This is a genomic window from Pullulanibacillus pueri (assembly GCF_014639255.1).
Classification (GTDB): Bacteria; Bacillota; Bacilli; order Bacillales; family Sporolactobacillaceae; genus Pullulanibacillus; species Pullulanibacillus pueri.
Genome location: NZ_BMFV01000030.1, coordinates 1 through 22,436, shown reverse-complemented (window position 1 = coordinate 22,436; position 22,436 = coordinate 1). Strand labels below are relative to the sequence as shown.

22 protein-coding genes and 1 pseudogene are annotated in these 22,436 nt (G+C 40.8%); 13 read left to right on the top strand and 10 right to left on the bottom strand.

Annotated elements, in window-relative coordinates; translation table 11 throughout:
• Window positions 1–656 precede the first annotated feature (656 nt).
• Genes IEV91_RS16260 through IEV91_RS16250 form a run of 3 tightly spaced genes read right to left on the bottom strand, consistent with a single transcriptional unit; the run spans window position 657 to window position 2,983 of the window.
• A complete protein-coding gene (locus IEV91_RS16260) occupies window positions 657–2,099 on the bottom strand; it encodes a pilus assembly PilX family protein (protein WP_188498486.1) in 1,443 nt (480 codons plus the stop codon).
• A 12-nt stretch (window positions 2,100–2,111) separates the two neighbouring features.
• A complete protein-coding gene (locus IEV91_RS16255; protein WP_188498485.1) occupies window positions 2,112–2,576 on the bottom strand; it encodes a type II secretion system protein in 465 nt (154 codons plus the stop codon).
• Entirely contained in the window at window positions 2,564–2,983 is a 420-nt protein-coding gene (locus IEV91_RS16250) for a type IV pilus modification PilV family protein (protein ID WP_188498484.1), read from the bottom strand. Before IEV91_RS16250 ends, IEV91_RS16255 begins: the two co-directional genes overlap by 13 nt.
• Window positions 2,984–3,193: 210 nt before the next feature.
• Between IEV91_RS16250 and IEV91_RS16245 the strand changes: the two genes are divergently transcribed.
• The 11 genes and pseudogenes from IEV91_RS16245 (at window position 3,194) to IEV91_RS16200 (ending at window position 11,340) form a co-directional block, all read left to right on the top strand.
• The gene (locus IEV91_RS16245) at window positions 3,194–4,870 is read left to right on the top strand and encodes a GspE/PulE family protein (protein WP_188498483.1); all 1,677 of its coding nucleotides are present in this window, start codon (window positions 3,194–3,196) and stop codon (window positions 4,868–4,870) included.
• The gene (locus tag IEV91_RS16240; RefSeq protein WP_188498482.1) at window positions 4,867–5,919 is read left to right on the top strand and encodes a type IV pilus twitching motility protein PilT; all 1,053 of its coding nucleotides are present in this window, start codon (window positions 4,867–4,869) and stop codon (window positions 5,917–5,919) included. Before IEV91_RS16245 ends, IEV91_RS16240 begins: the two co-directional genes overlap by 4 nt.
• Window positions 5,906–7,114, top strand: coding sequence for a type II secretion system F family protein (locus tag IEV91_RS16235; protein WP_188498481.1), 1,209 nt, complete (start codon window positions 5,906–5,908; stop codon window positions 7,112–7,114). The genes IEV91_RS16240 and IEV91_RS16235 overlap by 14 nt, the downstream gene beginning before the upstream one ends.
• A gap of 17 nt (window positions 7,115–7,131) precedes the next feature.
• Window positions 7,132–7,551, top strand: a complete 420-nt coding sequence (locus IEV91_RS16230; protein ID WP_188498480.1) for a prepilin-type N-terminal cleavage/methylation domain-containing protein — start codon at window positions 7,132–7,134, stop codon at window positions 7,549–7,551.
• 23 nt (window positions 7,552–7,574) lie between these two features.
• On the top strand, window positions 7,575–8,333 hold the full coding sequence (locus tag IEV91_RS16225) for a prepilin peptidase (RefSeq protein WP_188498479.1): 759 nt from the start codon (window positions 7,575–7,577) through the stop codon (window positions 8,331–8,333).
• Window positions 8,334–8,348: 15 nt separating this feature from the next.
• The gene (pilM, locus tag IEV91_RS16220; RefSeq protein ID WP_188498478.1) at window positions 8,349–9,287 is read left to right on the top strand and encodes a type IV pilus biogenesis protein PilM; all 939 of its coding nucleotides are present in this window, start codon (window positions 8,349–8,351) and stop codon (window positions 9,285–9,287) included.
• Window positions 9,284–9,829 carry a PilN domain-containing protein gene (locus IEV91_RS16215; RefSeq protein ID WP_188498477.1) on the top strand — a complete coding sequence of 182 codons (546 nt, stop codon included), beginning with the start codon at window positions 9,284–9,286 and terminating at the stop codon, window positions 9,827–9,829. Before pilM ends, IEV91_RS16215 begins: the two co-directional genes overlap by 4 nt.
• A complete protein-coding gene (locus tag IEV91_RS16210; protein WP_188498476.1) occupies window positions 9,826–10,446 on the top strand; it encodes a type 4a pilus biogenesis protein PilO in 621 nt (206 codons plus the stop codon). The genes IEV91_RS16215 and IEV91_RS16210 overlap by 4 nt, the downstream gene beginning before the upstream one ends.
• 232 nt (window positions 10,447–10,678) lie before the next feature.
• Window positions 10,679–10,888, top strand: coding sequence for a hypothetical protein (locus IEV91_RS16205; RefSeq protein WP_188498475.1), 210 nt, complete (start codon window positions 10,679–10,681; stop codon window positions 10,886–10,888).
• Window positions 10,819–11,122: pseudogene (locus tag IEV91_RS22100) on the top strand (hypothetical protein); the annotation flags it as partial. The gene IEV91_RS16205 and the pseudogene IEV91_RS22100, both read left to right, overlap by 70 nt.
• A complete protein-coding gene (locus IEV91_RS16200; protein ID WP_188498474.1) occupies window positions 11,116–11,340 on the top strand; it encodes a YdbC family protein in 225 nt (74 codons plus the stop codon). The pseudogene IEV91_RS22100 and the gene IEV91_RS16200, both read left to right, overlap by 7 nt.
• Before the next feature lie 44 nt (window positions 11,341–11,384).
• On the opposite strand, the gene IEV91_RS16195 is transcribed toward IEV91_RS16200, so the two are convergent.
• The 5 genes from IEV91_RS16195 to IEV91_RS16175 form a co-directional block, all read right to left on the bottom strand.
• The gene (locus tag IEV91_RS16195; protein WP_188498473.1) at window positions 11,385–12,878 is read right to left on the bottom strand and encodes an o-succinylbenzoate--CoA ligase; all 1,494 of its coding nucleotides are present in this window, start codon (window positions 12,876–12,878) and stop codon (window positions 11,385–11,387) included.
• A 122-nt stretch (window positions 12,879–13,000) separates the two neighbouring features.
• The gene (gene menB / locus IEV91_RS16190) at window positions 13,001–13,819 is read right to left on the bottom strand and encodes a 1,4-dihydroxy-2-naphthoyl-CoA synthase (protein ID WP_188498472.1); all 819 of its coding nucleotides are present in this window, start codon (window positions 13,817–13,819) and stop codon (window positions 13,001–13,003) included.
• Between the two features lie 16 nt (window positions 13,820–13,835).
• On the bottom strand, window positions 13,836–14,657 hold the full coding sequence (gene menH, locus IEV91_RS16185; RefSeq protein ID WP_188498471.1) for a 2-succinyl-6-hydroxy-2,4-cyclohexadiene-1-carboxylate synthase: 822 nt from the start codon (window positions 14,655–14,657) through the stop codon (window positions 13,836–13,838).
• Entirely contained in the window at window positions 14,647–16,413 is a 1,767-nt protein-coding gene (gene menD / locus IEV91_RS16180) for a 2-succinyl-5-enolpyruvyl-6-hydroxy-3-cyclohexene-1-carboxylic-acid synthase (protein WP_188498470.1), read from the bottom strand. The genes menH and menD overlap by 11 nt, the downstream gene beginning before the upstream one ends.
• 3 nt (window positions 16,414–16,416) lie before the next feature.
• Window positions 16,417–17,811, bottom strand: a complete 1,395-nt coding sequence (locus IEV91_RS16175) for an isochorismate synthase (RefSeq protein ID WP_188498469.1) — start codon at window positions 17,809–17,811, stop codon at window positions 16,417–16,419.
• Between the two features lie 367 nt (window positions 17,812–18,178).
• Between IEV91_RS16175 and IEV91_RS16170 the strand changes: the two genes are divergently transcribed.
• On the top strand, window positions 18,179–19,105 hold the full coding sequence (locus tag IEV91_RS16170) for a 1,4-dihydroxy-2-naphthoate polyprenyltransferase (RefSeq protein WP_188498468.1): 927 nt from the start codon (window positions 18,179–18,181) through the stop codon (window positions 19,103–19,105).
• A 278-nt stretch (window positions 19,106–19,383) separates the two neighbouring features.
• Window positions 19,384–20,043 (top strand): PadR family transcriptional regulator, encoded by a 660-nt coding sequence (locus IEV91_RS16165; RefSeq protein ID WP_188498467.1) that lies wholly within the window; start codon window positions 19,384–19,386, stop codon window positions 20,041–20,043.
• Window positions 20,044–20,489: 446 nt separating this feature from the next.
• On the opposite strand, the gene IEV91_RS16160 is transcribed toward IEV91_RS16165, so the two are convergent.
• Both IEV91_RS16160 and IEV91_RS16155 read right to left on the bottom strand, forming a co-directional pair.
• Window positions 20,490–21,794, bottom strand: coding sequence for an Nramp family divalent metal transporter (locus IEV91_RS16160; RefSeq protein ID WP_188498466.1), 1,305 nt, complete (start codon window positions 21,792–21,794; stop codon window positions 20,490–20,492).
• Window positions 21,795–22,017: 223 nt separating this feature from the next.
• Entirely contained in the window at window positions 22,018–22,191 is a 174-nt protein-coding gene (locus tag IEV91_RS16155; protein WP_188498465.1) for a hypothetical protein, read from the bottom strand.
• Window positions 22,192–22,436 lie beyond the last annotated feature (245 nt).

The window sequence follows — 22,436 nt, the reverse complement described above, 5'->3', positions numbered from 1 at the left end:
TTGGAGCACCAAAAAACTGACTCCAAAGTTAGCTGAGGCCGTGCCCACGGAAAGCGATGTATTCTGCAGAAGCGGTTGTTAAACACTAAATATAGTAAGGTATGAGCTGCCAAAGCCAATCGAATTGACGTCGGAATTTCCTTCAACGTCGTAAGGCTTATGTCCTAGAAATACTCAAAGAAAAAAACCGCATGCGTAGGCACACGGTCAATTAGGGGGTGAAATGACACAATAGGGGGTTGGGTCATTTCCTTATACAAGGACTAAAAGTCATACTTCTGAGACGTCAAACAAATCAAGCGCTCAAGCACTCTTTGCAGGTCTCAAGATACTTCATTTTACGGAAAGGTTTAAAAGGCTTCATCTGCTTAAAGTTTTGCTCAAAGTGCCAAGCACCTCGAGTGATTATGTCAAGTTGGTTTTTCCGTTCTTTAATTATTACCTCATAATCCATAGGATTAAACATGTTTTTTCTCCTTCCAAAACTTTATTGTTCCTCTTCATCTTAAATGACAGAACATTTAAACACATCGGAAGAGAGAATGATTTTATCTCTAAGAAAAATCATTCTTAAGAGGTAGAACACCGCTCGGACTTTAGTCTTAGAAATTGAAAAGGTCTCCTCCTAATGGAAGAAGACCCTGGATGACGCTTTTTTATGGTATTTCCTTAAGAGGCTCTGTGGGAATCACTTCAAGTGCCGCCGAATCATGAGTTTGAGGAAAAAAGGGAAGATTTTCAGAGTCATTAAGTTTTCGATAATTAAGGATCGCGCCACCTGTCAAATTAAAAGTATCACAGATGATTGACCCATTAACTACTGCTCCACCACTTTGATTAATCGTTGCTTTTGGCGCTAATAAAAAGTGGTTCTCTGAATTTGAGCCTCCATCAATATCAATCTCTGTTGCTTTACTGGCAATTACATCGCCGACTATTACCCCACTCCCTCCCAATTGAATTTTTTGTACATTGTTTGCATAAATCGAAGCATTCACTTTGACGCTGCCACCAAGGTTTAGCGGTTGAACCCCTTGATAATATATTTGGACTTTATTACTTGAACCTTCTTTATTAATTGAACTGCTTCCGCTACCAGTCGGTTCATTTTTCCAATCCAGTCCACCGAATACAAATGAATCCCCTATATAAAGCGCTAAATTGCCACTCCCTTGAACTTTAATATGGCCTTGAAACATATTTAGGTTATCCACCACTATCCTTCTATTTTGATCCCCTACATCAATGGTCAATGTAAGATCACTACTTAAAGTTATTGAAGAGTAATGGCCATCACTTGAAATGGTTTGATTATTTTCTGGTCCACCGGAAAGCGAGATACTTCCTCGAGAAGGTAAATCTGTAGGAAAGGTTGGAAATTCAGGCAGCACATAAGACCTCTCAGAAATTTGATTCACTTCTAATTTTTTATCCCTCCAAATTTCAGGATTTTTTTTATCTAAGAAGTGAACATTTTTATCAACAACATTAATTGAGCCGTTTAAAATGGGATTCTTATCAACAATGATTGAATGAGGCTTCGCAGAATTCGTGCCTATATCTCCGTTTATGGTTGATTCAAAGTATATCTTATTCATCGCAAACACGGCCATATCATTCAATATTGTCTGATCATTGCTGCTACTATTCGGTGTGCACTTTAATTGAATGGTTTCCGTGACTGTTTTATCAAGACGATTGACAGTGCCAGTAGATTCTATACGATAGTTTAATCTATCGTTTGAGAAGTCCTGACTAGCGGTGACCTTCGCTTCAGGATCACCTTCCGACAGTGAAAAGTCGCCATTCTTACTACTATAATTTTGATCAAGGTCTTCGGGTAGCATTTCAAAACCAGAGTTCCCACATTTTACTTCCGATTTAATTTTACTTTTCATGAGATTAACGCCAGCTTCAGCAATAAAATAAGCCGATCGGTCAGTATGGACCTGAGTAGAGAGCTTGGTATTGGTCAGCGTCAGCCCCATAAGACTGACACCGAGAAGGGAGAGTATCACAATGACCATCAATACAATGGCAAGGGCCGCTCCGCGTTCGTTTTGTAGCGTTTTTCGAATGCTCTTTTTGCCTTTCTGCACGGTTTCTCCCTCCTACTCTCTTATATAAAAATCCGTCGAACGCTCCACTGACTCCCCAGACTTATTAGGCAGACTTTTAAGTGTGAGCGTAATTTTGCTTCCTGATTGGATAATAGAAAAGGTAGAGATTCCCTCAATTAAGGGATGACCATTCTTGTCTATCGTGTGATCTTGTTTGTTAAGGGTAAACGTCTTGATTTGATCAGAATGTGTGATGGTAAACCTGTCATGAGTTTCACTTACCTCCACTCTATCAGCACTTCTTATCTCCTTTGTTAATTCGATCATTGCTAACCTGACTTGTGATTGATTTTTGATCTCTTCCGTCTGAATATCGTACTGCTTAAGTCCAAAGAGATGCAGGGCGTTTGCCAGTAGGAAAACCAATGTGAGGAGTACGATCACGGCGAGCACTTCAACTAACGTGAGCCCTCTCGTATTCTTAATAGCCGACCTAGCCGCTTTTAATTTTCCCATTCGTAAATCGACTCCAATTGCGCTTCTCTATCATTCTCTTTATAGATTTGAACAATGACATCCACTAAGGAGGGCTGATCGGGCACTGGTCTTAATTGCACCATCACTGTATAGTCATTAACTTTCTTTGAATAGCCATCATTTATTTTTGTAAAGTCTTGTTCACTCATTTGCTCATCTATCTTATCTGAAGTAGAATGTGTGACAATATGATACATATCTTCCATTTGCGCGTTTGCGACATCGGTCGCATCATTCATCGTTTCTGTCACATGGGTAGTTTTTGCCGATTGTATGAACATGGAGAGAAAAGGACCTACAATAAGACCCAGAATGACGATCGCTGCCAGAATTTCAATGAGTGAAAAGCCTGATTTGGACGCGAGTACACGTAAAAGTTTCTTCATCGCTGTCTGCCTTTCCGAGCGGTAATCTTTCTATTACACTTTTTATAGTTCTATTATACTATAATTACTCTCCCCGCAATCTTCATTTTATAGGTATTTTAAGGACTTTTAACCTATTAAAATTCAACGATTTTCCATAGTTTCCGTCTTTTCATATGACAATTCTACTATATAATAACAATATAATAGATTTTCTTGGAGGGACACACGTTGCCACGTAAACATAAACGCTTAGGCGACTTACTGATAGAAGCGGGTGTTATTTCTGAAAAGCAGCTGCAACAGACATTAGAAGAAAAAGAGGCTAACGAAAAACTAGGAAATGCACTTGTTAAAAAAGGATACTTGACCGAGCAACAACTTCTGGAGGTTCTTGAACTCCAATTAGGTATTCCTCTGGTCAATCTCTACCAATATCCTCTCGATCCATCACTCAAATCATTAATTTCAAAAGACTTTGCCCGACGAAACCTGTTAGTCCCTCTTCGGAAACAGAGTAGTAAGTTAACTGTTGCAATGGCTGATCCCTTAGATTTTTATGCTATAGAAGATCTTAGACTCTCTACAGGCTTTACAATTGAAACTGTTATCGCGACCAATGAAGACATCATGCGCACTATCACACGTTTCTATGATGCCTCAGAATCCATCGAGGATCTCATGACAGAGACGACTCAGGATACTGATGCTATCATGAATTACAACGTGGAAGATGAAGATTCTCCCGTCGTTCGGATAGTTAATCAAATTTTACAAAACGCAATACAACAGCGGGCCAGTGACATTCACATTGAACCTCAAGAAACATCAATTAAAGTGCGTTATCGTATTGATGGCATGTTACGAGTAGAGCGCGTCTTACCAAGAGATATGTTAAGAATGCTGACGGTTAGGATTAAGGTCATGGCAAATCTCAATATCACTGAGACAAGAAAGCCCCAAGATGGTCGTGTAAAGATTACAATGGATCATCATGCGATTGATCTGCGTATTTCAATCCTTCCTACCATACTCGGAGAGAAGATTGTCATTCGGCTGTTAAATATAGGAGATGCTGTGATTGATATAAGCCGACTGGGCTTTAGTCCAGAAAATGAGAAAGCCTTTAAAAAACTGATTGATCACCCTACTGGCATTGTCTTAATAACAGGACCGACGGGATCGGGGAAAACCTCGACGCTTTATGCCGCGATCAATCTGTTAAATAAAGAGGAATCGAATCTGATCACAATTGAGGATCCAGTAGAATATCAAATTGAAGGTATCAACCAAATTCAAGTCAATTCACGTATCGGGCTCACGTTTGCTGATGGGTTGCGTGCTATCCTGCGACAGGATCCTAACATCATTATGGTTGGGGAAATTCGTGATACAGAAACGGCGAATATTGCTGTTCGGGCTTCACTCACAGGCCATCTTGTCTTGAGTACAGTCCATACAAACGATTCTGTCTCAACCATTACTCGCTTAGTGGATATGGGCGTTGAGCCTTTCCTAGTGGCTTCCTCACTAACCGGTGTGGTCTCACAACGTCTTGTGCGTCGAATCTGTCGGGATTGTGCCGAAAGCTATGCTCCAAGGACTATGGAAAAAAACATTTTTTATGAGCATGGTATGGCTGTTCCTGAGGCGCTGCATCGGGGTAAAGGGTGTGGGCGTTGTAATATGACTGGATATCGCGGTCGAATTGCCATTCATGAAATTCTTTCTATAGATGATGAGATACGTCGAAGAATAATGGATCACCAGACCACTGCTTCCATTAGAGATTATGCTTTTTCAGGAGGTCAAGGTTTCTTGATACATGATGGCATTCGAAAAGTTCAACAAGGGATTACAACCGTTGAAGAAATCTTAAGAGTCTCTCACAGGGCGGTGCCACAATGAAAGCAACATTAGATCAATGGCTCGTGTTTGCCTATGACCAGGGAGCATCAGACCTTCATTTGTCGATTGGTCTGCCCCCCACTTATCGGCTCTATGGGCAGCTTGTAAAAATAGAAGGCTCACCGCTCACTTCACAAGATACAGCGGCGATAATCAAAGCGATCCTGACACAAGAGCAATTTGACACCTTTACAAAAAAGGGCGAGGTCGATTTTGCTTACAGTATTGAAAATCATTCGAGGTATCGGGTCAATGCCTATCGACAACGTTCCTCTGTGAGCCTTGCTTTTCGGATGGTTCCCCCTCATGTCCCGACAATGGAGGAACTTAGACTTCCAAGTATCCTAAAAACATTTTGCCAAAAGCCACAGGGCCTTGTCCTAGTGGTTGGGCCAACAGGAAGCGGGAAATCAACAACATTAGCTTCTATGATCCATCACATTAACCTTACAGACCATAAGCACATTATTACGCTTGAAGACCCTATCGAATATTTGCACCATCATGAAAACAGTATTATCGATCAACGAGAAGTTGGCTTTGATACGTTAACCTTTGCTAACGGACTTCGTGCTGCACTCCGGCAAGATCCCGATGTTATTTTGGTTGGCGAACTGAGAGACCTTGAGACGATCTCAACAGCCATTACTGCTGCCGAAACGGGACACCTTGTTTTTGGAACATTACACACTGCTGATGCCCCGGCAACAATTGATCGCCTTATTGATGTCTTTCCACCTGGACAGCAAGCACAAATCCGTATTCAACTGGCTTCGGAATTGGTCTCTGTCATTTCTCAGCGTCTCTTTGCGACACCACATCATGATGGAAGACGGGCAGCATTAGAAATTATGATTAATAATCCAGCGATAAAAAATTTAATTCGCAATGATAAAGTCTATCAAATTCCAAGTGTTATTCAAACCAGTCGTGCACAAGGCATGCAAACAATGGACACTGCCATTCAAACACTTCTCAAACAAGGAGAGATTTCTCGACAAACCGCAGAGCCTTATTTGCAAGGAGGATTAGGTAATGGCCTACTATAATTACACTGGCCGTGATCTAAAAGGCCGAAAAAGGCACGGGGGGATTTCAGCGGAAACAAGACAAGAAGCCGCTAAGCTTCTTCGCGAGCAGGGCATTGCTGCGCTGGAGCTTGTTGAGGGAAAACCATCGCTAATGTCCAAGGACATCTCCTTTGGAAAAAGAGTAAAGTCTAGTGATCTCGTTATCTTTTTGCGCCAATTTGCAACTCTTGTTAAAGCGGGGGTTACTATTGTAGATGCTATTCATATCCTTTCAGAGCAATCTGAGAATAAAGTTTTAAGAGAGACTTTAATGAATATCGGACATGAGCTTCAAAAAGGACAATCCCTTTCCGCTGCTTGTGAGCATCATCGCAAGATTTTCCCACCCCTTGTGATTAATATGATTAAGGCTGGGGAAGCTGGCGGTCAACTTGATGAGACACTTGAACGTTTGGCCAGCTTTACTGAGAAACAACACGAATTGAAGCAAAAAGTCACCTCGACTATGTTTTATCCGGCTACAGTAGGGTTGATGGCTATCGCTGTCATTCTTTTTATTCTGGTATACGTTGTCCCCATGTTTGCCAATATGTTTGAAGACTTTAATGCTGAGATTCCTCCCTTAACACTTTTCGTTTTAAACGCAAGTCATTTTATCACACATATGTGGTGGATATTCCTACTTCTAGTTTTAATTATTGTCACTGTATTTTACTTTTTATTACAAAACAAATCTAGTAAAATAGTCCTAGATTATGCTATATTAAAGCTACCGATATTCGGAAAATTATCGCAAAAAGCTGAGATTGCAAGAATTATGCGAACACTCAGTTCATTGTTCACAAGTAGTGTGCCGATCCTTCAGTCCTTGTCAATTGTTGAAAGGATTTCCAAAAATGAAGTTATCAAAAAGGTATTAAGAGATTCAAAGGATTCTTTAGAAAATGGACAATCATTAGCTGAACCACTAAGTAGAAGCTGGGTGTTTCCACCACTTGTTCATCATATGATAGCGATTGGTGAAAAGTCAGGTTCGCTAGATTATATGCTCGAAAAGGTTGCAGATTTTTACGAAGCAGAGGTCGAGCATGTGACTGAACGTCTAAAGTCCCTCATCGAACCGGTGATGATTGTTGTTCTCGCTGCTGTCGTTGGTTTTATTGTCTTGTCGATCGTCGTGCCCATGTTCAATCTTTACAATCAGGTAGGATAAAAAAAGGAGCAGAAGAAATGAGAAAACTACTCAAAAGTCAAAAAGGATTTACGCTCGTCGAACTTCTCGCTGTCATTGTGATATTAGCGATTATTGCAGCGATTGCTGTCCCATCGGTTGGACATTTAATTTCTAAAAGTAAAGACAATGCCAAGGTGGCAGAAGCCATTGAAATCATCAGTGCTTCCAAAACTTATGTCGCTGCTGAAAATGATCAACTAAGTTTTAATGATAACACCGCAAGTATCACTGAAGAACAACTAGCTCCATATATTGACAACTTAAAAGATAATAGTTGGACAATTACAGTCACAAAAGATGCTAATACAGAAAGCTATAGCTACTCTATAAATGACCATGATGATCCTGTTTCAGATGCTCATTCTAATTCTGCTTCTGAACAACAACTTCTTGATTATAATACTGGTAACGACTAATAAGGTAAGGGCTAATAATTGTTATGACTCTGTTCATCTACCTCTACCTTCTCATCCTTGGCCTGATCCTTGGTTCCTTTTATAACGTGGTCGGCCTTCGGGTGCCGAAAGCTGAATCTATTATTACTCCGCCGTCTCATTGTCCTCAGTGTGGACGGCGACTCTCATATCAAGATCTAATCCCTGTCTTTTCCTACCTCATTTTAAGAGGACGGTGTCGAAGCTGTCAGAATAAAATACCTGTTTTCTATCCTATTATGGAGCTAATCACAGGGCTTCTTTTTGTCGGCATGCTGTGGAGATTCGGATTTTCGGGAGAGTTAATCGTTGCCTTAGCCTTTGTTTCCTTACTCGTCATCATTTCAATTTCAGATATTCACTATATGATTATTCCTGATAAAATTTTAATTCTATTTGCAGCCCTTTTTATAGGTCTCCGTCTCTGGCAGCCTTTAACCCCTTGGTGGGATAGTCTCATTGGCGCCCTTATCGGCTTTGGACTCCTCCTTACCATTGCTCTTGTAAGCCGTGGCGGTATGGGGGGTGGCGATATCAAACTTTTCGCCGTCCTAGGATGGGTATTAGGCACCAAGCTGGTCCTTTTGTCGCTTGTTTTTGCCTCATTCTATGGATTGATTTTCGGCATGATTGGGCTCATGACTGGGCATGTACAACGAGGAAAACCCTTTGCCTTTGGTGTCTTTATTGCTTTAGGGGCACTAACAGCTTACATGTTTGGGGATATATTGTTCGATTCCTATATAAAATGGATGTTGTCGTAATGTGGAGGTATATTTATGGCTCTTTCAATATTGCAATCACAAGCACGCTACAGTTTAGTTATTAAAGACCACATCATTCGTTTTGTGGAGCTTCGTAAAAATACACTAAAAGGGATTCGAACTATGCATGAACGCCGTTTGCCCAATGGAATAATCGAAAACGGAAATATCGTAGATAAAACGCGTCTAGAGGACATCTTGAAACACTTTATAAAGAAGAGAAAATTAAAGGGGAAAAAGATTTTTATTATTGTCCCTGACGCCTTTGTTGTCGTCCGAAAAATTGAGATTCCAGGTCACTTAAGCGCAGATGACATTCGTTCTTATCTCTTTATGGAAATAGGTCACAGCATTCATTTACCTTTCAATAATCCCGTCTTTGATGTCCATGTTCTCGGACAGGAAGAGGAACACACAGAAATCCTTCTCTTTGCAGCACCTGAAGAGACCGTTAAAGAATATGTGGATCTGTTAGAATCTTGTGGGACTAAACCTGTTGCGGCAGAAATCTCTTCTCTCTCTTTATATCGCCTGTATAAACAACTTGATCTGGCTATGGATGAGAGCAGCATGTTTATTCAATATGATACAGATGGGATTAATGTCAGTATTTTCAAGGCTCATTTACCCTTGTTTATTCGACAAATTCCCAAAGACACAAAAGAGCCGACGATGGAAATGCGTGATTCCTATACTGAAATTTTAGCTGAAATAGAACGCATGATGAATTTCTATCAATTTACTCTTAATAATGGTGAAGATGCCGTGCAGAAAGTGATTCTCACTGGTGATAACCCAGCTATTGAAGCGTTCTTTGCTCATTTGAAAACCGTTTTAACATTACCTATTTATCCCCTTTTCAATCAACACCTTCAAGGAATCTCTGGCAGGAGCATACCGAGCCAATACCACGTGAACATCGGTTTGGCGTTAAAAGAGGTGCCTAGTCAATGACCATTGAAATTAATTTGATTCCACATAAAACAAGACAACAAAGGTGGGGGCGGCTCGTCCTTCTGATTGGCACCCTCCTATTGGCCTTAATTCTTGCTAGCCTTGTTTTTCTATATATGAATAAAGTCCATGAACGTAATCAGACAGAAAAGACTCTAAATATGGTAGAGGAAAAGTTAAAAGTGCTTCAAACACAAGAGACGAAACAAACAGACCAAGCCTTGCAACTTCAACAAGAAGTCAAGCAATTACAGGAAAGCTCAAGCCACTCGGAAGCTCTTTTGATGACCTTTGTGGGACTTTTGCCGAAGAACGGGACCTTTACCCACTTTGAATATCAAAACGGAGTTATCACACTTAATGGGGAATTTAAAGGATTAGACGAAGTTGCTGGCTTTTATCATGCTGTTCAAAATCAAAAGTTAGTCCGTCATGCTGAGCTTAATCAAGTGAGTGAAATCTCTTCTGGCGGGTATGCTACAGATTTCATCATTGAGATTGATCCCACAGCCTACCAGTTACTTGGAGGGAAAAACAATTGAGACGATCATTAGGCTTAAGTCCACTCCTTTTAGTTATCCTTTGTTGTGCCGTCCTTATTGGAGCGTTTACCTATGGTTATTTATATGTGATAAAGCCATTAAATGATGACATTGCTGAAAATCAAAGTAAAATTACCAATACAAAGCTCCAGGTCCAGCTGAAACAAGCGCAACTCAAGCAAGTTCAAGATGTCAATATTCAACAATTACTGGCTACCGTTCCCAATAACAATCAATTTGACCATTATTTAATGATCCTTAATGATGTGGCTGCAAATAGCCGTTGCCGCATTCGGTCGATTGAAGCAGCTGATAAGACAGGTAGTGATGACGCGTCAAATACGTCCCTACAGGTGCCGTCATCCGTCACATCAAGTCAACACACCCTTAAGGTCACAGCCAATCATTTTTCAGATATGATGGCCTTTATTCATGGCCTTGAAACACTTAATCGTCTTACGGATGTTACCGCCTTACAATTCAGTGGGAGTAAAAAGGGTCCAGTCAGTTTTACTGTGACCATTGTAACTTTTTACGATTCGAATATGAGTGGCCTTGAAACACCTAAAGTCAATGTGCCCTTTATAAATTCAGCAAATAAAAAAACACCGTTTTAATAAGAAAACTTAGCTTTAACTTCACCGCTTTGCTAAGCACTGCCTGATGTTCGTGCTTTCACACTTACATGAAGGGTGTCGCCAGACCTTAATGGCAAAAGTCCCGTAGAAGGCCTTTCAAAAAAGTTATATAATCTGACGTTGAATATAGGACAAGCATCCGTTGCTTGTCCTTTTTATAATGAAGGAGAAGTTTCCTACTAAGACATAGCCTGACGGACTTGGGGATGAAATGACTTACTCGCAAAATTTTATTGATGTTATCGAAAAGGAAGAAGTCCTTCTACAGTACCCAAAGGTGAAGGAAAAGCTCAACCTATTGAAAGAGACCGTAGAAGATGTCATCGAACACCTTTGGTGTTCAAAGGACCAAGATGCAGAAGGTGTCCTTTCAAAGAAGGCTGATATAAAGAAGGAGCTAAAAGCAAAACTTACTCTGTGAGTATCAAATCATATAGCCATACAGAACAAGAAAAGTTCCAAGAAAGTGAATTTCAAGGAAAAGTCCAGAGAACGGTATAAAAAAATAGAAGCTAAAAATAGCGAATTAAAAAACAGACACTTTGCTTACTTTTTAAAAATTGTTAGAAAAGTATTGACAAGCTTCCTACTCATTTATATAATAAATACGAACATTAGTTCTACAACATTTCAAAAGGAGAGATACTTATGGTAGATTTCGCCTTTAATGTCCTTGAAAGTTTTGGTACACTTTCCGAGAGCGAAAATGGCTGGAAAAAAGAGCTCACAATCGTGAGTTGGAACGATCGTGAGCCCAAATATGACATTCGGAGTTGGTCCCCTAATAAAGAGCGGATGGGAAGAGGCGTGACCTTTTCTAAGCCTGAACTTGCCAAACTAAAGGCTATGCTCAATCACTTACCTATTGATTAGGCCACAAGTGTTTGATTCATTCTTCTACGCTTCTTCTCCTAAGACTATTGCAGCTCTTTAGGCAACCTTTCCACAAGTTTACGTCTTAGTAACTTTCTCGACGCATTGCGAGGTAACTCATCAATGGTAATAAACCGTTGTGGAACCTTGTACTTAGCTAAATAATCTCGACAATACATTTGTAAGTCTGAATCTGTATAAGGAGCCCCTGGTCTTACTTTGATAAAGGCACAAGGCACACGTCCCCACTTTTCATCCTTCATGCCAACTACACCGACTTCTTCGATGCTAGGATGCATAAGGAGAACAGCTTCAATTTCTGCGGGATAGACATTTTCTCCTCCAGACACAATCAAATCCTTACGCCGGTCTAAGACATACAAAAAGCCGTCCTCATCAAGATAGCCAATATCTCCTGTATGTAGCCAACCTTCTTTAATCGCCTTCTGATTAGCCTCAGGACGTTTAAAATAACCTGATGTGACATTTGGACCTTTAACTACAATTTCCCCTTCACGCTTTGCGCCAACCTCCTGGCCTTGCTCATCTACAATTTTAATCTGTGAGGGAAAAAGAGGTTTTCCAGCCGAACCCGCCTTTGAGACCATATACTCAGGAGAAAGTGTGACAATCTGCGAAGCCGTTTCAGATAGTCCATAGGTTTGGTAGACCGGCACATTTTTATCAATACATGATTTTAATAAGGGCTGTGGAACCGGACCCCCACCTAGCAACATACAGCGAAAGGTCTCGGGATAGGAATTGCCCTCTAATAACTCCATCATCTTCGTAAACATCGCTGTAACGACAGAAATGACGGTCACACCCTGTTTCATAATGGCCTGGTGGACCTCGACGGGATCAAAATTCCGATGTAATCTCACTGTCATTCCATAGATCACACTGCGCATCAAAATAGATAACCCGCTCACATGGAAAAGAGGCACGCACGCTAACCATTTATCATTAACGGTAAGTCCAAGGTTTAGGACAGATCCAATGGCACTTCCCCAATGATTTTTATAAGACAAAATGACACCTTTAGGCTTACCTGTTGTACCAGAAGTATAAATAATCGTGTGGGGATCATCCATATTGATTTCTGATTTAAGTGATTCAGAATGGACAATTTCCTCATAAGCTATATTGTTAATATGGCAGCGCTCAACCTTCGAAGGAATGTCCATCGCCACTACTTTTTGCTGTTGGCGCTCATCATATAATAAAAGAGTGGCTTCACTATCTTGAAGCTGCCAAGTCAGTTCAGGCGCTGATAGACGAATATTCAGTGGTACAGCAATTGCCCCTAAATAGCTTACAGCATAATAACTGAGAATAAGTTCTACCGTATTTTCCTGTAAAAAAGCAACGGTCATCCCACTCTTTATTCCATGTTGTTGATTTAAATAAGCAGCAAGTGATCTTGCGCGTTTATTCATATCTCTAAAGGTCAACGTTTCCGCTTCTGTTTCCAGTGCCACGCGGTCAGGTGTTAAAAAAGCACGTTGTTCAAGCCAATGCGGCATGACATTTTCCATACAGATTGCTCCTTAAACATAAATATAGCTTTTCTTCCAATTTACACTCTTAATAGAGTAACAGCGCTCGGAGCTAGCACCAAGCGCTGTTTACCTTTAGTATATCGTCGTCTTCTCAAGAATCATGGAAAACGAGGGAATTGACCAAAGTTTGGTTTTCTTTTTTCCTTAAAGGCATCGCGGCCTTCTTTAGCTTCATCAGTTGTATAGTAAAGAAGTGTAGCGTCGCCACCCATTTGCTGAAGACCAGCAAGTCCATCTGTGTCGGCATTAAAGGAGGCCTTTAAGAAACGAATAGCGGTTGGGCTTTTTTCCAGAATTTCATTCGCCCACTTCACTGTTTCCTCCTCTAATTGTTCAAGAGGTACCACTGTGTTTACGAGCCCCATATCGAGCGCTTCTTGGGCACCATATTGACGGCAGAGATACCAGATCTCCCGAGCCTTTTTATGCCCGATAATACGTGCAAGATAACCAGCACCATAGCCAGCATCAAAACTCCCTACTTTTGGACCTGTTTGCCCAAACACAGCATTGTCTGCCGCGATTGTTAAGTCACAAACCACATGAAGCACGTGTCCGCCGCCAATCGCATAGCCCGCAACCATAGCAATGACAGGCTTAGGAATAGCCCGAATCAAACGTTGTAGATCCAAAACATTGAGGCGTGGAATATTATCATCACCAACATATCCTCCATGCCCTCTTACCTTTTGATCTCCACCTGAACAAAACGCCTTTTCCCCAGCACCGGTTAAAATGATGACTCCGATGCTTGAATCATCGCGCGCTCTCGAAAACGCATCAATCATTTCATTGACCGTTTTTGGAGTAAATGCATTATGCACATGTGGACGATTTATTGTTATCTTTGCAATCCCTTCGTACGTTTCGTAAAAAATCTCATCGTATGTACGTACTGTTTGCCATTCAATGGACATAATATGTCTTCCCCCTTTAATGATTTTCAATCATATGATAAAAGTCTTCATAGACTATTTTAGCAAATTTTATCGAATCTTCCACGTGAACTGCATGTCCAACATGAGGAACAACGATAATTTTGCTTTTTTCAAAGCATTGTTTCATACGCTCTGCAATATTTACAAACTTTTGGTCCCGAGCCCCGACGACCATAAGGACAGAATGTCGGAATGTCGGAAGTGCTTCCCATAATGAAGGTTGTTGGCCTGTCCCCATTCCCCGCAAGCTATTCGCTAAACCAATGGCCTTTTGATCCAAACGTTCCTTACGAATAGCGGATGTTACGTGTTCAGGTAAATTTTCTTGGGTAGCAAAGAGAGGAATCTTCTCCCAATAGGCCACAAAAGCTCCGACCCCTTCGCTAATGATCCGTTCAGCTAAACGGTGATCATTCTCTATCCTAGTGTTCCTCTCAACTGGAGATGTTAACCCCGGAGAAGCACTTTCAAGGATAAGATTCATGACCACTCGAGGATAATGGAGGGCAAAATATAACGCGAGCCGTCCTCCCATAGAGTAACCTAAAAGATGTGTTTGCTCTATACCAAGTGTTTGTAAGATCTCGTTTAAACTGCGAGCAACACTTTCCATGGAATAATACGCAACATCCTCTGGTGATGCCGTCTCACCGTGACCAATAATATCTATCGCAATTGTCTTATAGCGTTTTGACCACTGAGAAGTAAAAGGCGCCCAGGTCTTCTTACTGCCTGTAAAACCATGCAAGAGTAAAAGAGGGTCACCCTCGCCTTTAACTTCTACAGCATAGTCGATGCCATGAACATTAATAATCACAATTGATCTCCCTTTGTACTCGAAGCCTAATGGCCTCCCACAGCTTTCGGTGAGCCTGCACATTTTCAGGACGATTTGTTTTTGCTTCTATGATTTTAATTCCTTTTTGAGCTTGTGACTGTTGTAAAGCTTGTTCAAAGGAACGAACATCATGGGCTTTATAATAATGAGCGTTGTATAACTGAGCAACAGTTTCAATGTCGTAATCTAAAGGTGTTCCAAAAAGGACTTCAAAAGCCTCTTCTGCCTCTTGTGCTTGAGGCAAAAATGAAAATATCCCACCACCATTGTTATTGACAACAATGATCGTGACGTTAAGCTGATAGTGCTTAGCAACCATTAACCCATTCATATCATGGAAAAACGCTAAATCCCCAATAATTAAATAGGTGGGCTTATTCCCTGTACTCAAACCCATCGCTGTAGAAACAACACCATCAATCCCATTGGCCCCGCGGTTAGCAACTACATCTAGGGTAAGGGGTTGATTTAATAAAAAGGTATCAACGTCACGAATGGGCATACTATTGCTGGCAAAAACATAGGCATCATCCTGCAAAAACTTATTTAACGTCGTGACCACATGTCCTTCAAACCACGGTGTTTCTTCCATGAAATGAGCGAGTGTGTCTTTAGCAACGTCATTTGCTTTTTGCCAATTTGCGAGCCACTCTGTTCCCATCTTTTTATCCTCTTGGTTTTCTACATTACGAAGAAATTTCTCAGAGAAATCGACAGGCGAGACATGTAACATGGCCGTAGCTTGGTGATTAGGATCCCGCCACTCTGGCGCCTCATCAACGATCGTATAGACAGACAGATTCAATCCATTGATATACTGCGTCAAAGGCTTAGAGACCGGATTGGCCCCTATACGAATAATGCCATCTGCCTGTAACTTCTTCCTTATATCCACATCCTTAAGTAGGGCATCATAACTATCAATCACGTGGTTTTCCTCACCATTAAGGCCATAGCGCAAACCTGATAAAGGATCTGCTAGAATAGGTGCCCCTAAGCCCTTTGCTAAGGCTAAAACAGCTTTATTTAAACCTGGAATGCGATGCGGCCCGACAACAATGAGTGGTCTACTTACCTTCTCCCAATCGTTTGCAAGTTGTTCATAAACACCGTCTGTAAGACTGACTACCGCCTCTTTTTGAACATCAAGGGCTGCTATCTTTCCATAGTGCCATAAGTGATCCTGCTTGATATTCGGGACTAAAGGTTCTCTAAATGGAAAGTTTAAATGGACCGGTCCCTGAGGTAAAAATGCTGCTGTGTCAACCGCACGTTTTGCGGTATTTCGAGCATATCTCCATAACGTCTCATCGTATTCAGGAATAGGCATTTCTTGAAACCATTTGACATGATCACCATATAATTTGATTTGATCAATCGTTTGTGGCGCTCCATAGCCACGGAGCTCATGTGGACGATCCGCCGTTAAGACGACTAAAGGAACACGTCCATATTTCGCTTCAATAACAGCAGGGTAATAATTGGCCGTTGCTGTCCCTGATGAACACAAGAGAGCGACAGGGCGCTGACTTTGTTTAGCTATCCCTAAAGCAAAAAAGCCCGCAGAGCGTTCATCGACATTCATCCATCCCTTGAGACGTGGATGAGCATGGATAAGGATGGCCAGCGGAGTGGATCTTGAACCGGGGCTTATCACAACATCCCGAACCCCTTGTTCTGCCAACTCATCAATAAAAGCTGCTGTAAAGGAAGTCAGCGCTTCTTGATGTTCCATTATTTATTCCTCCTTTAAAGCATTTAACATCGGTCGAAATTTCATTTCTGTTTCTTTAAATTCTTCTGTAGGAGAGGAATCACTGACAATACCGCAGCCAGCAAATAAGCGAGCTTCATTTCCCCGAATAAGGCCCGAGCGAATGGCTACAGAAAATTCACCATTTCCATTACTGTCTATCCATCCTACCGGAGCTGAATACCATCCTCGCTCATGGCTTTCTAACTCGGAGATTAAGGCGACCGCCTTCTCTTTAGGTGTCCCCCCCATGGCTGGAGTCGGATGTATCTTAGATATCGCATCAAGCAAATGAGCGTCTGGCTTTCCATGCCCATAAATAGGGGTGTAAAGATGCTGTACGTCTCTTGTTTTATATAAGACGGGACGATCAGGGATAATGACTTTATCACAGAATGCCTCAAAATCATCTTTAATCATTTTGACAACAAATTGATGCTCCTGACGATTTTTTTTATCGTTAAGAAGTCCTTGCCCTAACGCTTCATCCTCTGCTTGTGTACCGCCACGTGATGCCGTTCCAGCAAGAGCATCCGCGTAAAATTTTGTCCCTTCCCTTTTGACAAGACGCTCAGGCGTTGCCCCTACAAAGGCATCCCCAAAACGCTCTATTGCAAAGACAAAACTATTCGGTTGTTGCTGCTTTAAACGATAAAGCAGCGCAGGGATATTTAAAGATCCCTCTTTTTTAACTCGTAAAGCACGCGAAAGAACGATCTTCTCAAGTTCACCTGCCTTCATTTTATCAACTGCCTTTTGCACAGAAGCCTTCCACTCTGTTGGAAACAAGGCGGTCACTTGAAGGTCTTGATGAGTTTGAAAATACCCTTCTTCATCAGTTCTATCCGCTAATAGCATATTCTTTTGTTCTTCGATTGTGGCGATCAATGCTTTAGGATCGTCTTTTGGAGTGACCCTTTTATTAACAGTTAACCAAGCCTTGTTTTCTCTTTGGGTTAACAAAAATTGTGGAAGGACCATCGCGGCAGCAGGATAGTTTGTCCATTCCTCAGCAGCGGTTAACACAGGGTTAAAACTAAACCCCCCCATTAGTACGGGGCCAGTTCCAGCATGTTCAATGGAGATTTGATGCTCCTTTAAAAATGCAAGCCAACGCGTTTGTATCGAATCAAACCGTGAATGGCCATCCGCCGTGAGGTCAAGCGTGGAACCTACCCCAACTAAGGTGACCCCTTCAGGATCGGACCAAAAGTGCCTAAAATCCATCTTTAGTTTTTCGCTATTGCGATAAAATTGGAGAGGCTGACTCTCACATTCCATAGTATAAGTGACAAGTTTATCTTTATTTTCTTGTTTTGCTTTTTGCACGCCATTAATAAATGCTTCCGCCATGGAAGCATATTTCAAATCATCGATCACCTGAGGTATTCCCTCCTCATTTTCAAGCCGCTCACTTCGTCATCAACGTCATAGTGAGTGATAAATATCCTTATTTAAGAATACACCTGTCCCAAATTGAGTGTCAATTTATGACCATTGTAAAGTTTATTCCCTATATATAGTGTGATGGAAACCCAAAGTTCCTATTCTCCCTAAACTCCTATTAATTTTCACTGTTTCTTTCCTATTTATAAGATTACTTTTGCAATATTCATGATAAAGGGATATTTCTATTTTATATAAATGGCTGTATTTACCGTCAAATCAAGGTTTTTAAGGTTGACACATAGTAGTGATTTCTCTTAAACTTGAAATGGTTTTATATTTTATTTAGGGGAGACACCTTATGGAGAGTATGAGTGCAATACAAAAAAATAAGGGGTGGAGAGTATGGTGGAAATTACTTCGTCCACATACACTTACCGCTTCGTTTATTCCAGTTATTCTCGGGTCAGCAATAGCGCTAGTTGAGAATCATATACATTGGATTTTATTTTTGGCCATGCTTGTGGCCTCCATTCTGATACAAGCAGCGACCAACATGTTTAATGAGTATTTTGATTATAAACGAGGTCTTGATACTGATGAATCCGTTGGTATTGGTGGAACCATTGTGAGAGACGGTGTACAACCTAAGACTGTGCTTACCTTAGGTTACCTCTTTTGCTTAATTGCCACACTCATCGGTGTTTATATTTGCATGGCGAGCAGTTGGTGGTTAGCATTAATCGGTACACTTTGTATGATGGCGGGTTATTTTTACACAGGGGGACCTTATCCAATTGCTTACACCCCTTTTGGTGAACTCGTTTCAGGACTTTTTATGGGTCTTATTCTTTTGCTTATTTCTTACTATATTCAAACAGGGACTGTCACTTTAAATAGTGTATTAATTTCAATCCCGATCGCCATCCTTTGCGGAGGCATCATGATGGCCAACAATATTCGGGACCTTGATGGTGATAAGGAAAAGGGGCGACGGACTTTAGCTATATTACTCGGTCGTCAAAAAGCCAACAACTTTTTAACGGGCATGTTTATTGTCTCTTACCTCTGGATTATTGGTTTGCTTATTTTTAATGTAGAAACAGTTTGGATGCTACTTGTCTTTGCGAGTTTACCCAAAGCATATAAGGCTGCCAAACTTTTTAAAGAAAAAACAAAATCTATTCAACTTATGCCCGCGATGAAAGCAACTTCTCAGCTACACACACACTTTGGCTTTTTCCTCTCTATCGGACTTGTCCTCGATTATTGTCTTCGTCACATTTAGCCCAGTTTTTGCACTGGGCTTTTTTTTTAGCATATAAAGGACATTCTGGGTATAATAGTGCAGTCCATTAGTCCAAAAATGGTTTAGTATCCAAGCAAGGACCCATCGCTTGTATTCGGTTGGCCTTATCTCTAATTTTTTCTCTATAAAATTTTCACTATAAATAAATCAGTTTGCTATTGTTAAGCGTAATAGTTATGGAGACCTGTTGAACGACTTTCCACCTTCCTTTATTAAGGACGCATTTCTCGACTGACATGAAGAAAGGACTGAGGACAATGTCTTTAAAATATGGCATTCTTGGTTTTTTAAGTGAATGGCCAGGTGCAAGTGGGTATGATCTCAAAAAGGAATTTGACACCTTTATGAACCCTTTTTGGCACACCCATCTATCTCAAATATATCCTGAACTCAATCATTTAGAAGAAGAGGGCTATGTCCACTCAGAAATTATTGAACAGACTGCAAAACCTGATAAAAAAATATATACCATTACTGAAAAGGGCAAAACATTTTTAAGAAATTGGTTATCAAGTTCACCAGAAAGTCCTAAAATAAAGGAAGCTTTTCTGATGCGTACGTTTTTCCTTGATAATGTGACCGCCAATGAAGCCATTTTCCAATTGCAGTTATATAAAAAGCGCCGTGAGGATCGTCTCAAAGCGATGAAAAAAACATTAAAAGAACGACTCACGCAAATAAAAAATGAAAATGCTGCTTTAACCCCGCGAATCCTTATGATCGTCTCGGTTTACAAAAAAGGGCTGGATGAGGAAAAGCGCTTTATCCGCTGGTGTGAAGACACCATTAAATTAGTCCAACATTATAAAGACTTATGGAAAAAAGAAGAAAACCAAGAAGAAATTCTAATCAGTCATGATTCCTTGGAGGATGCTCCGAAATGGTTTCAAGAAATCATTGACGAGATCGAGGATTAAAGAGAAGAGAAAACATGCGAAAAACCGGGTGAAATACATGCCCGGTCCTCATTTAGTTGGGCATAAAAAGATTTTTTACCTAAATGCATCGTCAGCACCAAGTGGAAGGAGTGGAAGACGCGAGATTCGGAACACTTATATAGAGTGTGTTCCTCAGCACCACTTGACTCACAGATGCCTAAACTAGAGTCCTTAGGGAACCGGGCAAGCGTTCTGGAGCTGAAATAGACTACGTCATAATGACCAGAAGTTTTCTATTCTCATAGTAGAGTAGAAAACTCGGCTTGTACTTCACCGCTTCGCTTAGCACAGCCTATGTTCTGGCCAACGCCTTCACGCATTAAAGTTGTCACCCAACATTTATGGTGAAAACCTAGGTTACACTTTTAAGGTCTTATACATTCTGATGTTATAACTAACACCGGCTGCAAACGCAACCGGTGTTGTTACAATAAGGTTTGATAAAGCAAGAACAAGTTTAATACAATAACGAGAGCGGCAATCAGCCAAGCAAAAAATGTTGTGATGCGATGATTCACTAAAACTCCCATTAACTCACGATTGCTCGTAAATAAGATTAATGGTATCAGGGCAAAGGCAATTCCAAAGGAAAGAATCACTTGACTCATCACAAGTGCCCAAGTTGGATTAACCCCTAATATGATGATCAGCAACGGTGGAACCATTGTGATCAAGCGTCTTAAGTAAAGGGAAATATGCTTGTTGATAAATCCCCTCATCATAATATCCCCTGACATTGTGCCCACAGAAGAACTTGAAAGGCCGGCAGACAATAATCCTATGCCAAAAAAGATAGCTGCAAGGGGACCTACCCATTTTTCTAATTGATCAAAAGCAACATCAATATCATTTACCGTCACCCCATGACTGTGGAATAAAGCTGCTGCCATAACAAGCATGCTTGCATTAATTACCCCGGCAATCACCATGGCAATTAAAATATCAATAAATTCAAATCTGAATATCCACTTTCTTTCTTTGTCGTTAGCCCCTACAACTCTTTTTTGGGTGAGAGCAGAGTGCAAGTAGATGGCATGAGGCATAACTGTTGCTCCCAGAATTCCTGCCGCAAGGAGGAGACTTTGAACCCCTTCGAATTTTGGAAGGACTAACCCTTGAATGATATCCCCAGCATCGGGTTTTGCCCAAATGATTTGAAAAGCAAAGGCAATGACAACAATGAAAACCATGCCCGTAATTCCAGCTTCAAGTTTTCTTACCCCACGTTGCTGTAGAAGAAGAATTAAAAAGGAAGCAACAGCAGTAATAATCGCCGACGTCACCAATGGAATCTGAAAGACTAAATACAAGCCAAGAGCTGCGCCTGTAAATTCGGCTAAGTCGGTTGCCATAACCACCAATTCACTTTGAAGCCAGAGAAATATTCTGACAGGCTTTGAGAAGCGTTCACCTGCCACTTCGGGGAGGTTCTTTCCCGTGGCTATGCCTAACTTTGCTGAAAGCGATTGAATAAGTATGGCCATGAGGTTAGAAATGGCGATAACCCATAACAAGAGATAGCCATACTTTGAACCCGCTGAGATGTTGGTCGCAAAATTGCCTGGATCAATATAGGCTACTGATGCAATAAAAGCGGGGCCAAGAAAAGGAAGTAATCGTTTAAATCCTTTGACCTCACCACGTAAAACAGCATAGGCTGCGTCACCATTAGATCGCTTATTATTTTTTTCTCTTTTATCTGGCAAAGCAATCACTTCCTCCTCACCCATGTAACACATTACTCTTATCTTTAGTATTGATTTTAATTGAATTCTTAGTCGTTTTAACCGTCTAAAAAAATGTTGACCTTAGGAAAAACAACTTAATATTGAATATATGGAAAAGAGCCTAAAATGTCAATAATAATTATATTAGGCAAGCAAACGATCCGCATTAAACTTAAAATTCTCAAAAAAAAATAACTGCTCCAAAACGGAACAGAAATTCTATAAGTTATTTCACATCTTTTAAAGGAAGAATGATTTTTTTATAAAAAAATCTTTCCCATTTAGCTAGCAGACTATTGCCATTTTCACCAAACTGTATTTTAAATTCGTGTTCTTTATGGAATTCTCTAACACACTGATTACGCTCTTTATGCCTTTGGCGCAAAGTAGTATGGCTCATTTTTTTCCTCCTTTTAGTAAGTAATTTAATTATATGATTAGGATGGATAAATGAAAAGTGATTTTTCCGGCAAAAGTTTGTGTTCGGTGTAGAAGGATATTCCGGCGTAACGCTTAAGCTAAGAGCTAGCATAATAGTTGATTACTACAGGCTTATGGTGTGGATTTGAGCTTCAGGTCGCTCGCTTTCCATGGGCACGGCCTCAGCTAACTTGGGAATGGATTAATGGGTTTCCCAAGTGGATC

What these genes read in the sequence shown, in the direction of transcription:
- IEV91_RS16165 (WP_188498467.1), top strand. Translation starts at nt 19,384, where the DNA reads ATGTCTTTAAAATATGGCATTCTTGGTTTTTTAAGTGAATGGCCAGGT.
- IEV91_RS16170 (WP_188498468.1), top strand. Translation starts at nt 18,179, where the DNA reads ATGGAGAGTATGAGTGCAATACAAAAAAATAAGGGGTGGAGAGTATGG.
- IEV91_RS16195 (WP_188498473.1), bottom strand. Translation starts at nt 12,878, where the DNA reads ATGGAAAATGTCATGCCGCATTGGCTTGAACAACGTGCTTTTTTAACA.
- IEV91_RS16230 (WP_188498480.1), top strand. Translation starts at nt 7,132, where the DNA reads ATGAGAAAACTACTCAAAAGTCAAAAAGGATTTACGCTCGTCGAACTT.
- IEV91_RS16215 (WP_188498477.1), top strand. Translation starts at nt 9,284, where the DNA reads ATGACCATTGAAATTAATTTGATTCCACATAAAACAAGACAACAAAGG.
- pilM (WP_188498478.1), top strand. Translation starts at nt 8,349, where the DNA reads ATGGCTCTTTCAATATTGCAATCACAAGCACGCTACAGTTTAGTTATT.
- IEV91_RS16235 (WP_188498481.1), top strand. Translation starts at nt 5,906, where the DNA reads ATGGCCTACTATAATTACACTGGCCGTGATCTAAAAGGCCGAAAAAGG.
- IEV91_RS16250 (WP_188498484.1), bottom strand. Translation starts at nt 2,983, where the DNA reads ATGAAGAAACTTTTACGTGTACTCGCGTCCAAATCAGGCTTTTCACTC.
- menD (WP_188498470.1), bottom strand. Translation starts at nt 16,413, where the DNA reads ATGGAACATCAAGAAGCGCTGACTTCCTTTACAGCAGCTTTTATTGAT.
- menB (WP_188498472.1), bottom strand. Translation starts at nt 13,819, where the DNA reads ATGTCCATTGAATGGCAAACAGTACGTACATACGATGAGATTTTTTAC.
- IEV91_RS16160 (WP_188498466.1), bottom strand. Translation starts at nt 21,794, where the DNA reads ATGGGTGAGGAGGAAGTGATTGCTTTGCCAGATAAAAGAGAAAAAAAT.
- IEV91_RS16205 (WP_188498475.1), top strand. Translation starts at nt 10,679, where the DNA reads ATGACTTACTCGCAAAATTTTATTGATGTTATCGAAAAGGAAGAAGTC.
- IEV91_RS16240 (WP_188498482.1), top strand. Translation starts at nt 4,867, where the DNA reads ATGAAAGCAACATTAGATCAATGGCTCGTGTTTGCCTATGACCAGGGA.
- IEV91_RS16155 (WP_188498465.1), bottom strand. Translation starts at nt 22,191, where the DNA reads ATGAGCCATACTACTTTGCGCCAAAGGCATAAAGAGCGTAATCAGTGT.
- IEV91_RS16200 (WP_188498474.1), top strand. Translation starts at nt 11,116, where the DNA reads ATGGTAGATTTCGCCTTTAATGTCCTTGAAAGTTTTGGTACACTTTCC.
- IEV91_RS16255 (WP_188498485.1), bottom strand. Translation starts at nt 2,576, where the DNA reads ATGGGAAAATTAAAAGCGGCTAGGTCGGCTATTAAGAATACGAGAGGG.
- IEV91_RS16225 (WP_188498479.1), top strand. Translation starts at nt 7,575, where the DNA reads ATGACTCTGTTCATCTACCTCTACCTTCTCATCCTTGGCCTGATCCTT.